Source organism: Pseudoxanthomonas sp. YR558, from assembly GCF_900116385.1.
In the GTDB taxonomy this organism is placed as follows: domain Bacteria; phylum Pseudomonadota; class Gammaproteobacteria; order Xanthomonadales; family Xanthomonadaceae; genus Pseudoxanthomonas_A.
The window spans coordinates 1015768-1030571 of record NZ_FPCI01000002.1; the positions used below are offsets into that span (position 1 = coordinate 1015768).

Annotated in this window: 12 protein-coding genes; 4 read left to right on the plus strand and 8 right to left on the minus strand. The window is 67.7% G+C overall.

The window, feature by feature from the left end; genetic code table 11:
- Positions 1–161: 161 nt before the first annotated feature.
- Positions 162–1736, plus strand: a complete 1575-nt coding sequence (locus BM365_RS16340; protein WP_104367917.1) for a right-handed parallel beta-helix repeat-containing protein — start codon at positions 162–164, stop codon at positions 1734–1736.
- 228 nt (positions 1737–1964) lie between these two features.
- Complete coding sequence (locus BM365_RS16345; protein WP_093490841.1) at positions 1965–3362, plus strand: TIGR03013 family XrtA/PEP-CTERM system glycosyltransferase; 1398 nt, start codon at positions 1965–1967, stop codon at positions 3360–3362.
- A 31-nt stretch (positions 3363–3393) separates the two neighbouring features.
- On the opposite strand, the gene BM365_RS16350 is transcribed toward BM365_RS16345, so the two are convergent.
- Positions 3394–4308: a glycosyltransferase gene (locus tag BM365_RS16350; protein ID WP_093490842.1), complete on the minus strand. Its 915-nt coding sequence runs from the start codon at positions 4306–4308 to the stop codon at positions 3394–3396.
- Between BM365_RS16350 and BM365_RS16355 the strand changes: the two genes are divergently transcribed.
- Positions 4295–5329, plus strand: a complete 1035-nt coding sequence (locus BM365_RS16355) for a polysaccharide deacetylase family protein (protein WP_158253496.1) — start codon at positions 4295–4297, stop codon at positions 5327–5329. The genes BM365_RS16350 and BM365_RS16355 overlap by 14 nt on opposite strands.
- Before the next feature lie 33 nt (positions 5330–5362).
- Here the strand turns inward: BM365_RS16355 and BM365_RS16360 are convergent, their stop codons facing one another.
- From BM365_RS16360 to BM365_RS16375, 4 genes are read right to left on the minus strand one after another with little or no spacing between them, the layout of a single operon-like run.
- On the minus strand, positions 5363–6418 hold the full coding sequence (locus BM365_RS16360) for a GNAT family N-acetyltransferase (RefSeq protein WP_093490526.1): 1056 nt from the start codon (positions 6416–6418) through the stop codon (positions 5363–5365).
- Between the two features lie 3 nt (positions 6419–6421).
- Positions 6422–7402, minus strand: a complete 981-nt coding sequence (gene nadE / locus BM365_RS16365) for an NAD(+) synthase (RefSeq protein WP_093490527.1) — start codon at positions 7400–7402, stop codon at positions 6422–6424.
- Entirely contained in the window at positions 7399–8913 is a 1515-nt protein-coding gene (locus BM365_RS16370) for a class I adenylate-forming enzyme family protein (protein ID WP_093490528.1), read from the minus strand. The genes nadE and BM365_RS16370 overlap by 4 nt, the downstream gene beginning before the upstream one ends.
- Before the next feature lie 16 nt (positions 8914–8929).
- Positions 8930–9184, minus strand: coding sequence for an acyl carrier protein (locus BM365_RS16375; protein ID WP_093490529.1), 255 nt, complete (start codon positions 9182–9184; stop codon positions 8930–8932).
- A 138-nt stretch (positions 9185–9322) separates the two neighbouring features.
- Between BM365_RS16375 and BM365_RS16380 the strand changes: the two genes are divergently transcribed.
- Positions 9323–10555 (plus strand): PQQ-dependent sugar dehydrogenase, encoded by a 1233-nt coding sequence (locus BM365_RS16380; protein WP_199186244.1) that lies wholly within the window; start codon positions 9323–9325, stop codon positions 10553–10555.
- Between the two features lie 13 nt (positions 10556–10568).
- Here the strand turns inward: BM365_RS16380 and BM365_RS16385 are convergent, their stop codons facing one another.
- The 3 genes from BM365_RS16385 to BM365_RS16395 are packed head-to-tail and all read right to left on the minus strand — an operon-like array spanning position 10569 to position 14753.
- On the minus strand, positions 10569–11513 hold the full coding sequence (locus tag BM365_RS16385; RefSeq protein ID WP_104367918.1) for a class I SAM-dependent methyltransferase: 945 nt from the start codon (positions 11511–11513) through the stop codon (positions 10569–10571).
- A gap of 33 nt (positions 11514–11546) precedes the next feature.
- Positions 11547–13532, minus strand: coding sequence for an asparagine synthase (glutamine-hydrolyzing) (asnB, locus tag BM365_RS16390; protein WP_093490530.1), 1986 nt, complete (start codon positions 13530–13532; stop codon positions 11547–11549).
- A gap of 33 nt (positions 13533–13565) precedes the next feature.
- Entirely contained in the window at positions 13566–14753 is a 1188-nt protein-coding gene (locus tag BM365_RS16395) for a glycosyltransferase (protein ID WP_158253497.1), read from the minus strand.
- Positions 14754–14804: the final 51 nt, after the last annotated feature.

Consider the following 14804-nt stretch of genomic DNA (forward strand, 5'->3'; position numbering starts at 1 on the left):
CTGCTCATGTCGTGATGATGGGTGATCCTGTGTTGGATTTGAGGAAGGCGTCTCATACGCTTTGCCTAATCGACGCCCGGATTAGCAGGGCATTCACGCCCGGGCCGCGAGAATGTCAGGGCAGGGGATACAGAACGCGCGAAGTCGCGGGAGTCGAATTGATGCTTCTTTCCAAACCCCTGCTCGGGCTGGGGCTGCTGGCCGCTGTGCCGCTGAGTGCCGCGGCGGCGACGTACAACGTCGGACCCGGCCGCCAGTACACGCAGCTCACCACGTTCTTCAACAGCGTCAACCTCGCACCAGGCGACATCGTCGAGGTGGACGGCAACACCACCTACGCGGGCAACATCGTGGTGGGCGACGACGATAGCGGGACCGAGGCCAGCCCGGTGACCATCCGCTGGCGCCGCGTCGCAGGGGCCACGCGACCCGTGTTGTCGGGCGGCGCCCACACGATCAAGTTTCAGCAATCCAACCACATCGTCTTCGAGGGCTTCGAAGTCACCGGCGGCACCAGCAGCTGCATCTTCAGCGAAGCCCACAACGCGACCGTCCGCGACGCCTATGTGCACGACTGCCCGTCGCACGGCATCCTCGCTGCCGACCAGAACTCCGGTTCCTTCACGCTGGAATACAGCGAGATCGCGCGCTCCGGGCAGGGCGATCGCCGGCACGCCCTCTACATCCAATCGGACGAGGTCGCGTACCCGGATACCGTGTTCCGCATGCGTTACAACTACGTGCACAGCGCCACTGGTGGCGTGCTGGTGCGCGTGCGCCACCAGCGGGCCGAGATTCATTACAACTGGATTGAGGGCTCCGACCTGCACGAAGTCGAGCTGATCGGTCCGGACTGCGAAACGCAGAAATCGGGCTGGACGGCCGACCTGCGCCGTGAAGACGCCGAACTGGTCGGCAACGTCATCATCCACCGTTCGACCAGTCGCTCCGGCAACGCGCTTCGTATCGGTGGCGATCTCAACGGGCGCAACCAAGGCCGCACGCGGCTGGTGAACAACACGATCCTGCTGGACCGTTCCGGCTCGGCGAATGCCGTGCTGGTCCAACTGGGTCAGGGCTCGCTGGAGATGCACAACAACGTCGTCTACCAGCCGGCCTCGGGCAGTGCGCCTGCCATCGTGCGGGAGAATCCCGCCAGCAACGTGGATACGCCGTATTGCGGCCCGCAGAGCCGCGAGCCGTGGTCGGATGGCCGCAAGGTGGCCGGTTCCAACAACTGGGTGCAATCGGCCGCCACCCTGGTGCCGACCGAGTGGAGCGGGACGCTGCGCGGCACCGATCCGATGTTCGTCGACCTGGCCCAGCGCAATTTGCGCCCGCGCGCGGGCAGCCCGTTGCTTAATGCGGGCAACAACACGCCGACCACCCCGGCCGCATTCCCGTTCCCGTCGCCCCAGCTGCTGCCGGCCTTCGATCCACCGCTGCGGACCAAGCTCGCCATCGGCGATGCGCATGCCCGCCTGACGTTGGAGAACAGGATCGACGTCGGTGCATTAGAGCAGTTCGACATCGATCAGGTCTCCGACCCGATCCGGGTGAACGGGTCCCAGCCGTTGATTCCCGGCGGAACGTCGGGCAGCGCGGGCCAGCCGGTCACGGCCTCCCAGCCAGCGGTGACATCCCCGGACGCCACCGTGCCGATCCCGCCCCGGGATCGTCCGCGCTGGCGGCAGTCGCCGGTCACGCGCTATCGCAGGGGCGTCGTCAGGCCCTGAGTCGCCGGATCTCCCGCATCACCCAAGCCGCCCCTCGTGGGCGGCTTTTTTTTGCCGCGGCTGTCCGGCGATGGCAGCAAGTCGCGTTGGAAGTGGTGTGTCGGACATGTATGCGTACTGGGACGCGGCGGTTTCAGGCCCCGGAGGGGGCAGCACCGCCGCCGTCGGAACGAACGTAGCGCGGCCTGGCTTGGGAGCCGGGACCTGCGCCGCATCAGGGGGATGTCGATGAAGGCAACACACAAGAGCCGCAAGGACCGGGTGATCCGGTTCCTGTGGTTGGGTGAAGTGGTCGTGCTGTTCGCGGCTGTGATGGCGGCGGTGTGGATCCGCTTCCACACCGATCCGGAATACCAGGTGCAGTTCCTGGAACAGACGCCGTGGCGTGCGCTCGTCGTCGCCCTGGCCCTCACCGGCGCGATGACCGCGTTCGGGCTTTATCAGACGCATGTGCGGCACACCCGCATGGATTTCGTGCTGCGCGTGGCGTTGTCCTTCGCCTTCGGCGGCATCGCGTTGGTGGTCCTCTACTACCTGTTGCCGCAGGCTTACCTGGGCCGTGGCGTGCTGGCCATCTCGCTGGCCATCGGTCTGGCGGGCATCGTGCTGGTCCGCGTGGCATGGGTGCGCCTCTTCCATTCCGACGTGCTGAAACAGCGCGTACTGATCCTCGGCGCCGGCCGCAACGCCGACCTCATCAATTCCTGCATGCGTCGCCGGTCGGATCGCCGCACGTTCACGGTGGTGGGATTCGTGCCCGTCCCGGGCCAGCCGGTACAGGTGCGCGAAGACCTGCTGATCCACCGCGGTGAGGAAGGTCTGCATGACCTGGCCGAGCGTTTGCAGATCGATGAGTTGGTGATCGCGCCGGACGAACGCCGTGGCGGTCTGCCCATGGAGCAGATGCTGCTGTGCGTGCAGCGCGGCATGTCGGTCGTCGACTTGTCCAGCTTCTTCGAGCGCGAGGCCGGCATGGTCCAGCTCAATGCGGTTGACCCGTCCTGGCTAGTGTTCTCGGGCGGGTTCGATTATTCGACACCGCGTCGCCTCAGCAAGCGGTTCTTCGACCTGATCGCAGGCTGCGTGCTGCTGGTGGTGAGCTGGCCGTTGATGATCCTGGTGGGCCTGGCGGTGTGGCTGGAGTCGGGCGGCCCGGTGTTCTACAGCCAGACGCGCGTCGGCGAGCGCGGGCGCCACTTCACCCTGACCAAGTTCCGCAGCATGCGGGTGGACGCGGAGAAGAACGGCGTGGCGGTCTGGGCCAGCAAGGACGATGACCGCAGTACGCGGGTGGGCCGTATCATCCGCAAGACGCGCCTGGATGAACTGCCGCAGCTCGTTGCGGTATTGCGTGGCGACATGAGTTTCGTCGGCCCCCGGCCCGAGCGGCCCCATTTCGTCGACATGCTCAACGACGAGGTGCGTTACTACGGCGTTCGCCACAGCGTGAAGCCCGGCCTGACGGGCTGGGCGCAACTGCGCTATCCCTACGGTGCTTCCGTGCGCGACGCGGAAGAGAAGCTGAAATTCGATCTCTTCTACGTGAAGAACCACGGACTCGTGTTCGATCTGATGATCTTGCTGCAGACCGTGGAAGTGGTGCTGTTCGGTCGTGGTGCGCGCTGAGCGCGCCCGGCAGCAGCACCGTGCCGTCGTATCAGCCTGGCACGAGGCTGCGCAGCAGGCGCTTGATGCCGAAGGGCACGAGCGCCTTGATCTGGCCCCGCAACTCCGCGTCGCGGGTCAGGTGCCAGGCACGTCGCGCCAGCGCGGCGCCTTTCTTCCAGCGGCCACGGATGAGCATGCCGCGGGCATTCCGGGCGTACGTGCCTGCAAGGGCCTCGTCCAGCTCCCGGTCGTCGACGGTGCCGCGCGCGCCGGCGACGGCGGCCTCCACCACCCGCACGTAGTCGTCGTAGGTGCTGTCGGCCGCGGACAGGCCGTCGTGGCCACGCATCGCGCGCACGAGCGCCTGTTCCACCACGCCGATCTTCCAGTGCCGTGCCACGCGCAGGTGAAACTCCAGGTCTTCGGCCGTGCGCAATCCTTCGTCGAAGCCGCCGAGCTGTTCGACGACTTCCCGGCGCATCAGCACCGAGGCGGGTGCCAGCGCCGGGTTGTGCAGGACCCAGCGCAGCACCCAGCCATCCTCGCGCAGGGTGTCGCGTCGACGGAACACGTCGATGTGCCGATATTCGCTGTCGACACGCTCAACGTCGCACACGACCATGCCGAAATCGGGGTGCGCGTCCAGGAAGGCGACCTGAAGTGCCGTCTTCGCGGGGAGCCACAGGTCGTCGCTGTCGAGCAGCGCCAGGTAGCGGCCTTGCGCCAGACGCAGGCCATGGTTGCGCGCGGCGGATACGCCCGCGTTAGGCTGCCACACGTAGCGAACGCGATCGCCGTAGCGTGCGCGCAGCATGTCGTCGGTGCCGTCGGTCGAGCCGTCGTCGATGACGATGATCTCGTCCACAGCAAGCGTCTGCGCGAGCACGGAATCGAGCGCGCGCGGCAACAGGTCCCGACGGTTGTACGTCGGTATAATCACTGAAACTTCGATGCGGGCCGCCATGCTGAAGGACGTCTCCAAGAAGCTGCTCTATACCACTGGGCTGCTCGGTCTTTACCATCGGCTGCGCAATGCGGACAGCCTGACCGTCGTGATGTTCCATCGTACCCTGAGTCCGGACGATCCGCGCTGGACCACGTGCGATCCGGACTACACCCTCGCCACCGGGTGGCTCGAGCAGTCGCTGGCTTTCTTCCGGCGACATTACAACGTCGTCTCGCTGGACCAGGTGCTCGCATCTCGCCGGACAGGCGCGGCGCTGCCCAAGCGCGCCTTGTTGATCACCTTCGACGACGGCTGGGCCGACAACGCAGATTACGCGCTGCCCGCGCTGGAGCGAGCAGGCTTGCCTGCCCTGATGTTCGTCGTGGCCGATGCCATCGGGACGCGTCAGCCCTTCTTCCAGGAGCGACTGATCGCCGCGTGGCGGCGGGGCGCCGTGACCGTGCGCGGTCTGGCCGCCGCGCTGCCGGCGGGCGAGGCGGCAGCGACCTCCACCGACGAGGAATCCATGACGGCTCTGCGCGCCGTCATCGCCCGCCTGGAGGCGCTGGAGGCCGGCGTCCGCAAGCAGGTCCTGGCGCCCTTCATGGCGCAGCTCGATGACGGACACCGGCACATGGTCACGGTCGAGGAGCTTCAGCGGTTGCAGGCGGGCGGCGTCGCGTTGGGATTGCATGGCAAGACGCACACGCCGATGCGGCTCGCAGCCGATCTCGACGCCGAGTTGTCGGGCGCTCGCATGTCGCTGGCGCACCAGCTCGGGCACGCGAATGCGAATGCCGAATCCATGTCGTTTCCGCATGGGTCGTTCGATGCGGATATCGCGCAGCGCGCACGCGAGTCGGGCTACGAACTGGTGTTCACCAGCGTGCCCGTGTTGAACCCGACCGCGCCCGACGTAGGTTGGTTGCTGGGGCGTACGGGTTTCGAAACCGATGCGGTGGTGGATGCGCAGGGCCGTTTCCGCGACGACTGGTTGGCCCTGTACCTGTTCCGGCGGCAGGCACGCCGCCTGGCCTGATCCGAGGCCTGCCCCGCATCGCGGGGCAACGCGTCACTCGTCCTCGTCGGCCGAGGTCAGGAAGATCGGCGCCGATGCGAACGGGGCATCAGGTGACGTCCAGCGCATGAAGACCGGGCGCCGGCCGCGCTCCACGAAGTGGACCGCATGCCAGCCCTCGCGTTGTGCGTCGGGTGCGCAGATTTCCACCGAGACCGCCGTGCAGCCCAGCTTGCGTGCCGCGCGCAGCAGTTCGCCGACATGCGCCGCCGCCATGCCGCGTGCGCCATCCACCGACCAGAAATCCCGCACATGCAGCGTGCCTTCGATGCGCTGTACGGCGAACCAGGCTTGCAGTGCGCGATCCTGTTCGCGCTTGACCAGCAAATAGCGTGTGGTCGCCAGCGGGGATTCATCGAACCGCCAACGCAGGTGGGCGACGTCGCGCACCGCCATCACGCTGTCGTCCTTGGGCGATTCGGCCCACACCGCATCGATACGCGCATCGGCCTGGTCGGCCCAGGCGGAGCACAGCGATGGCCCACGCAGGCGGGAAAACGCGTCGCGGCAGGTGATGGCGACGTCTGCGGCCCAACCCACGGGCTTGGTCAGCCAGCCCGGCATGCGGCCGCGCAGGTAGCCTGCATGGCGCAACACGCGCGCGTAACGGACCAGGTGCGCCGGCTGCGCATAGCCGATCCGCTTGAACACCGGCGCGGCCTTGGGGTTGGGGAACCCGTACAGCACGTCCAATGCTTGGTCGGCAGCGGCGATCAGGCCCTGCTGGAGCATCAGCGCCGGACCGAGCGAGCGATGCTGGGGCAATACCGCTAGATCGACCAGCACGCCGGCGCGCAGCTCGCGCCCTTGCCATACGAGGCGACGGCGACCGGCCGATGCGGTACCCACGTGGGTCGCGCCCGGTACGTCCAGCAGCAGTTCGAGCAGCGGCTCGCCGTGCGGGCACCGCAGATAGAACCATTCGTACTTCGCCGTCATCCGGGCATCCTGGCCCAGGTTGCCTCGCCACAGCGACAGCACCGTCTCCCGGTCGCGCGCCGGCTGGCCGGCCTCCACGAGATACTGCGGTGTGGTGGGCATGGCGTTCATCGCTCAGTCCAGTTCGGGAACGTCGCCGGCCAGCACCGGCGCCATGTGCAAGTACTTCGTGGTACGGCGCTTGTTGCGGATGTCGTCGTAGACGGCCTGCGCGTGCGCTGGGGTGATGCCCAGGGCGATGGCGAGCTCGCTGGCCGGACGGTCGTGGTTGAGCGCCCAGATCGCGAGATCCATCTGCTGGTAAGGCAGCGCGAAATAGAACTCGTCCTGACCTTGGCTCAGGCTGTAGGTGTCGGTGGTCGGGATGGCGGCGCAGACGCGCTCGGGCAGGCCGAGGTGGCGTGCCATGCCGTACACCTGCGATTTGTACAGATGGGCGATCGGCTTGACGTCGGCCGAGCCGTCGCCGTTCTTGACGAAGAAGCCCTGGTCGTACTCCACGCGGTTCGGCGTACCGACCACGCCGTAGTTGAGGCGGTCGGCGTGGAAGTATTCCAGCGTCTTGCGGATGCGCTGTTTGAAGTTGGTGGCGGCGACGATCGTGAGGTAGTCAGCCAACGCGAGGTCGCGCTCGTGCATCGCGCCGTCCGGCGACTGCGCGATCAGGCGGAAGCGGTTGATGCGGCCTTCGGTACCGCCGTCGATGACGATCTTGAACTTCCAGCCTTCGCCGTACTCGGGCAGCGTGTTGCGCACGGCCTCGTCACGCGCGCGGTAGCAGCCGATGGCCGCCAGCGCCGGCGCGATGTCCACGGTTTCGGTCCGCACACCGAGATGCTCGGCCAGGATGTGCGCACGCGCCGCACTGTCGTCGGAGGAATCCTGCTCGGGGAGGATCAGCGTGAAGACGCGATCGGGACCCAGCGCGCGGACCGCGAGCGCAGCGCTGACCGAGCTGTCGATGCCGCCGGAGATCGCGACGACCAGGCCACGCCGGTGCAACTGGCGTGCGGTGATTTCGCGCAGGCGGGCGCAGATGCGGTCGGCTTCGCTCTGGTAGTCGATGTCGAGGACGTGGTGGTCGAGCTGGCTCATGGGCTTGCGGTCTGCTCCGTCAGTTGGATACGTCGGACCTTGCCGGACGCAGTGCGCGGCAGGGCATCGACGAAGGTGATGTGTCGGGGGATCTTGTAGGCGGCCAGGCGCGCGCGACAGTGCGCCTTGATGCGATCTTCCGCGCGCGGCAGGACTTCGTCCGCGACGACGAAGGCCTTGATCACCTGGCCCAGCGCGTCGTCGTCGACGCCGACCACCGCGACCTCGCGGATGCCGGGCAATTCGGCGATGACTTCCTCCACGTCGGTGGGGTGCACGCGGTGCGCGCCTGTCTTGATCATGTCGCTGCGGCGGCCCTGGAGGAACAGGTAGCCGTCCGCATCCACGTAGCCGAGGTCGCCCGTGTGCAGCCAGCCGTCGCGCAGCACGACCTGCGTCGCGGTGGGATTGTTCCAGTAGCCCAGCATGATGCCCGGGCCGCGCACGCAGACTTCACCCGGTTGGCCTACCGTGGCGGGCGTGCCGTCCTCGCCGATGACGCGCCAATGTGTGTCCTGCACGGGGATGCCGACCGAGCCGCGCTTCTCGTCGAGCCGTTCGGGCGGCAGCCAGCTGATCCGCGACGTCGCTTCGGTCTGGCCGTACATCAGGAACAGTCGCGTATCGGGCAGCAGGCCGCGCACGCGGTCGGCGACGGCCGGGGCCATCGCGCCACCGGCCTGGGTCAGGTAGCGCAGCGAGGCAAGGTCGTGGCCACGTCGCTCCAGCATGTCCAACAGCAACACGTAGGTCGACGGCACGCCGGAGAAGCCGGTGGCGCGATGACGCTGTACGGCGTCGAGCACCTGGATCGGAAACACCATGCTCGGCCCGAGCACGATGCACGCGCCGCTGGCCAAGTGGGTGTGCAGCACCGACGCGCCGTAGGCGTAGTAGAACGGCAGCACGCTGACGACCGTGTCCTGCGTCGTGAGTCCGAGATAGGCGATTACCGCATCGGTATTCGCCGCCACGTTGGCGTGGCTGAGCATCACGCCCTTGGGATCGCCTGTGGTGCCGGACGTGTACAGCAGTTGCGCCAGGCTCGCATCCGCTTCGCCCTCGATCGCAAGGTCCGCGTCGTCACCGTCCACCTGCGGCAGTGCCGTCTCGGAGGCGAGTTCGATGGCGAGCGGCGGGGAGGCGACGACATCCCATTGGGCGAGCGTCTGCTCCATGTCGCGATGGCCGGCTTCGTGCACGACGAAACGAGCCCCGCAATGTCGCAGCCAGGGGCCGAAATCCCGCGAACGCGCCTGTGCGTTCAAGGGTGCGACCACGCCTCCGGCCAGCCACGTGCCATAGATCGCCGCGGCGGCCTCGATGCGATTCGGCAACACGAAGGCCACGCGGTCTTGCGGCTGCAGCCCGGCATGGCGCAGGTAGCGGGCGAAACCGCACGCCTGCTGCCAGAACGTCGCGTAGTCGACCGACCGCGCACCATCGATCATCGCGACGCGCTGAGGGGCGCTGCGAGCGTTCCGGGCGAGGCGGGCGGTCAGGCGCTCCATCGGCAGGCAGGGGCGCTCAGACGGCGACGGCGAGCTTGCGCGAAACGAACGCGTCGACGGTCTGGATCGAATCGAAATTTGCCGGCGTCATTTCCTCGGCTGCGATCTGCAGCTTGAACGCGTCTTCCAGGAAGAAGACGAGTTCATGGATGCCGGTGGAATCGATGATGCCTCCCTGGATCAGCGAGTCCTGATCGCCCACGGCGGACGGATCGTCCGAGAAGAGGAAGTTCTGCAGGATGAAGGTCTTGATCTGTTGCTTCTGCGGCATGGTGTCCCCGGCATTTCCTGTTCCGTTGCTGTCCAGATGAACGGCGGTTCGGACGTTCACCGGCCAAGGGGACGGGGGGGCAGCGCGGACATTCCCGGTGCTACCATCGCCGCCCGACGTCACCGACAGGAGTCCACGATGCGTGCTTCCTTCCTGATGCTGGCCCTGGTGGTGCTGGCCGGCTGCCGGCAGAACGCGCCTGTCGCGGAACCCGCCGCGCCGCCGCGCACGGTGCTGGATGCCTCGGCCGTGACGTACGCCTCCGAAAAGCAGGCGTTTACGGTATCGGAGCAGGTGATCGGCCTCGATCATCCTTGGGCAGTGGCGTTCCTGCCCGATGGCGGAATGCTCGTTACGGAACGCGCGGGTCGCCTGCGACGGATCGCCCCCGACGGGAGCGTGTCGGAACCGGTCGCCGGGCTGCCGAAGATCTTCGTCGACGGCCAGGCTGGCCTGCTCGATGTCGCGCTGTCGCCCGGTTACCCCAACGACAACCTGGTGTACCTGGCCTTCGCCGAACCCACGTTGCGCGGCAACAAGGCCGGGACCGCCGTGGTGCGCGGAAAGCTGCAGGGCAACGCACTGATCGATGCGGACGTCGTCTACCGGCAGGAACCGAAGCTGTCGCACGGAACGCACGTGGGCGCACGGCTGGTGTTCGACGATCAGGGGCACCTGTTCGTCACCCACGGCGACAACCGAGTGGGCGCGGCGACGGCGCAGGAGTTGGACAAGCTGTCCGGCAAGATCGTGCGCATTCGTCCGGACGGTACCGTGCCGGCTGACAATCCCTTCGTAGCCAAGGGCGGGGCACGCGGCGAAATCTGGTCTTACGGTCATCGCAACGTACAGGGGGCGGCGCTGCATCCGGTCACGCGCCAGTTGTGGGCCACCGAACATGGACCGATGGGCGGGGACGAACTCAACCTGCCGAAGGCGGGCCTCAACTACGGTTGGCCGGTAGTTACCCACGGCGTGGACTACAGCGGGCGTCCGGTGCCCGGGTCGCAAGGCAACGCCGCGCCCGGGATGGAACCGCCTCACCATGTGTGGATGAAGTCGCCCGGTCTCAGCGGAATGGCGTTCTACACCGGCGATGCATTGCCGGGCTGGAAAGGCAATCTGTTCCTGGGCGCGCTCGCCTCGAAGGCGCTGATCCGGCTCGAACTGGACGGCGATCGCGTCGTGCATGAGGAACGCCTGCTGGTGGACCGCAATCAGCGCATCCGCGACGTGCGGCAAGGGCCGGACGGCGCGCTCTACGTGCTGGTCGACGCGCCGGCGCCCGATGGCAAGCTGTTGCGCATCGCACCCGCGCCGGCCGCCGTATCGGAACCCGCGCCGGCAGCGCCGGCGGCCGGCGCTCCGTAACACAGCACCGTCTTCAGGCGGCCGTCGTCGACGCCGGCTTGCGCGCGATGAAGTCCACGCTGGTGATGCAGAGCTGTTCAGCGGGCACGTCCGCGAACGTCGGATGCACCGGCATGGCGGCCAGTTGCTTCATCCGTTCCGCCCGCGTGGTGCGGGTGTCGAGATCGATGTCGAAGCCGTGCCGGCGCGCGCCATCGACGAACCAGTGCGCGCGCAGGCGGTTCTGGTAGAGGAAGGCGTTGTTCCAGCGCTGCCACTCCTCGTCGGAGTAGCGCAGGTAATTCAATTGGTGGACGTTGCGGTCCACGTAGGCGTAGTGGTCGCCGCAGTTGACCGAATGGAACATCACCCCGCGCGGCGACAGGACGCGCATCGATTCGGCGTACATCGCGTCGATGACGTCCGGCGGCACGTGTTCCAGCACGCTGTTGGAGAACACGACATCCACATCGCCGTCGGGCAGCGTGCTGCGGGTGGCGTCGGCGGGCGCGCGATAGTGGATCACGCCATCGCTGGCGGCTTCCAGGTCCGATCCCTTGCGCAGGGCATCGAGCAGTCGCCGATGACGGCCTTCGACCTCAGGGAGCGGCGTGCCCGCCGCAGTCGCGATGCGCCCCAGGAAGCCACCCAATACCTCCGCGCAGCGGATCGTCAGGTCCATGCGCAGGTGCGGATTGAGGTCGTAGGTGGTCACGCGCGCGGCACCCGCCAGATAACAGGCGAACGGGAAGGTCGGATACCAGCCGGTGCCGATCTCGAAGGCGCGCACCCCGGGCAACACGATGCCAGCATCGCGCAGATGGCCGACCATGATCTCCCAGTCGTCCACCTTGGTCGCGAGCTCGCCATCGAAATCGCGCAGGCCGCCGAAACGCCGCTGCAAGTGGAAGTGCATCGTATGCCCACCGGGCAACGCGCCGAGAACCTTCTGGATGATGCCCTTGACCCGCCAATCCATGCCTTGATTCCTCGATATGCCGCGTGGTCGGTGTTACGCGATCGCGCCCGAAGGCTGTGCCGTGGCCCCGGCCGGCGCCAGGCGTGTCTCCACGGTCTGCCGGTGCACCAGCATCGTGGACAGCACGCCCATGAAGGCCTGGTTGTCGCCGAAGCCGGTGGCCCGGCCCTGCCTGCATTTTTCCACCAGACGCCCGACCGCAGCGGCATCGAAGTAGCCCGCCTCGCGGATCGACTCCTGCGACAACAGGTCGGCCACGTAGTCCAGCGGCTTGCCATCGAAGAAGAAACTCTGGCTGTCGGGGGCGCGGTACGGTTGCTTGGTCCGCTGCGCGATGTCCGGCGGCAGCAGGTCGGCCAGTGCGCGACGCAGCAGGTACTTCTCGGTCATGCCGCGGATCTTGAAGCTGGGCGGCAGGCGGTTGGCGAATTCGATGACGCGATGGTCGAGATACGGGAAGCGGCCTTCGATGGAGTTCGCCATCGCCACGCGGTCACCCTGCGAAGACAGCAGGTAGCCGGCCAGCAGCGATTTCGCCTCCACGTACTGGTCGCGGGCCAGATCGCTCCAGCGCGCCATGTCCGGTGGCAGCGTCTGTTCGTAGGCCTCCAGCGCATCCCAGCGCATGGCGGTGGCACGCAGTTCGGGCGACAGGAAGGCGAGTGCGCGCTGCGAGGTGGTCCAGCGCGGCACGTGGGCGAAGATCGGCCGGTGCAGATGCTCCATGCCCTGGCCGAAGAACGACTGCGCGAACGCCGGGTTGCTGACGGGGGAGTTAGGCAGGTACCCGTACAGTTTCTGCAGCAGGCGCGGGCGCATCCGGGAATCGGGCTGGCGTGCCCAGAAGCGGCGGATCTTCGCTTCCTTGAACAGATCGTAGCCACCGAACACTTCGTCGGCCCCTTCGCCGGTCAGGACGACCTTGTAACCATGCCGGCGGACGCTGCCGGCCAGCAGCATCAGCGGGATGGGGCCGGTGCGCAGGACCGGGGTCTCGGTGTGGCGGATCAGGCGCGGCAGGGCTTCGCCGATGTCGCGGCGCGTGCAGGTCAGCGTGGTGTGCTCGGTGCCGAGGTGCCGCACCATCGCCTGCTGGTATTCGCTCTCGTCGAACTCGCCATCTTCGAACGCCACCGAGAACGTGCGCACCGGCGTGTCGGTGAAGCCGCGGATCAGCGCGACGATGCCGGAGGAATCCAGGCCGCCGCTGAGGTAGGCGCCCACCGGCACGTCGGCGCGCAGCTGCAGGCGCACGGCGTCGACCAGCAATTCGCGCAGTTCGGTGGTGGCCTGTTCCAGCGTCAACGGGTAGCGCGCGGGCGAGGTGTCCTGCGCGTCCGGGAACGTCCAGTCCCAGTAGCGGCGCATGTGCTGGCGCCCGTCGCGCTCGACGGTCAGTACGTGCCCGGGCGGCAGGCTCTGCACGCCCTGGTAGAGGGTTTCCGGATCCACCGGCGCCCAATAGGTCAGCGTCTGCAGCAGCGCCTGCGTTTCCAGGTGCGCGCATTCGGGCAGCACCGCGAGCAGTGATTTCACTTCCGAGGCGAACCACATGCGGCCGCGCTGGCGCGTGTAGTAGAGCGGCCGGATACCGGCACGATCGCGCGCCAGCACCAGGCGCTGGCGCTCGCTGTCCCACAACGCGATGGCGAACTGCCCGTTGAGGTGCTGGACGAAATCCTCGCCGTAACGGTCGTAGAGGTGCACGATCACTTCGGTGTCGGAGTGCGTGTAGAAGTGGTGGCCCTTGGCCTCGAGCATCTGTCGCAGTTCGACGAAGTTGAAGATCTCGCCGTTGAAGACAGTCCACACGGTGCGGCGCGGATTGTGGATCGGTTGGTCGCCCGTGGACAGGTCGATGATCGACAGCCGCGCATGCGCCAGGCCGATGCTGGGCGCCGCATGGAAGCCGAAACCGTCCGGGCCGCGATGCGCGAGCGGATGGATCATCCGCTCCAATGCATCGCGTGCGCTGGCCGTGACCACATCGGGACCCATGAAACCCGCGATTCCGCACATGTGCCGTATCCCCTGTCCGTGTCCGTGTTGGTGTCAGGCCGAATCGGCCGCGTAGCCGCTGCGCGCGGTCTGTGCCCCGGCGACGGCTTCCTCGCAGGCCAGCAGCGTCTCGCGCGCCACCTGCTGCCAGTCGCGGGAGAAACGTTGCGCGAGTGCCGCTTCGTCCCATCGCCGGTCGAGCGCCTGCGCCAGCGCGTCGACCAGCGCATCCGCATCGCGGGCTGGCACCAGCAGTCCGCTGGCGGCATCGACCACTTCCGGGATACCCCCCACGGGCGTGGCGACCACCGGACGACCGCAGGCGAGCGCCTCGACCAGCACGTTGGGATGGCCCTCCGAGTAGCTCGGCAACGTCACCAGGTCCGAAGCGACCATCCAGCGCGCGACTTCCGCCGGTGCCTGGCCCCCGGCCAGGTGCAGCGGCAATCCCGGTTCGGCGATCAGGGCCGCCGCGAGTTCGGCCTGCATGGGGCCGTCGCCAACGAAGACGACGCGCGCCCGCGGCCGGGCGGCGGCCAGCCGACGTGTCGCGTGCAGCAGCTCACGCAAGCCCTTCTCCGGCACCAGGCGACCCACATAGAGGACCACCTCCGCATCCTGCGGCAGCCCCAGCGCCTCGCGCGCCGCGCGGCGGTCGCCCGGGTGGAACAAGGCGGCATCGCAGCCGTTGGGAATCGCGCGGATGCGCGCCGGGTCCGCACCGTACTGGCTGACGGCGACGCGGCCCAGGTCCTCGCTGACCACCAGCAGGCGCTGCGCGGCGCGGACGACGGGTTGGGTCAGGCGGCGGCTGATGGCATCGCGCACGCGCAGATCGGAACCACGCGCGCCGGCCACGAAAGGCACGCCCGCCGCGCGCGCGGCGCGCATGGCGCCGTAGCCATCGGGGTAGAGCCAGTACGCCAACACCACGTCAGGCGCGAATGCCCGGACCGGTCGCGCCAGCGCCTGAGCGCACAGGTGGCCGTTGAACGGGCGGCTCAGCGCGGGCAGAGCGGGGTAGGTGACGTAATCCACATCGCAGCCGGCGGCCACGTGGCCGTCGTCGGCCGCGCGGTACAGGTAGCTGCGCGGCTGCGCCCAGCGGGGATACGTGGCGATCGGGCTGAGCACCTTCACCTGCGCCAGACGCGAAAGTTCGCGCACGGTCTGGTACACGGGGCGGCCGCGGTTCGGTTCCCCGGCGATCGGGAACTGGGAGGTGACGATCAGGATGCGCATGCGGGGAACGGGATGACGGCGCCGGACTGTCCGCCGCATGGCGTGGTTGGC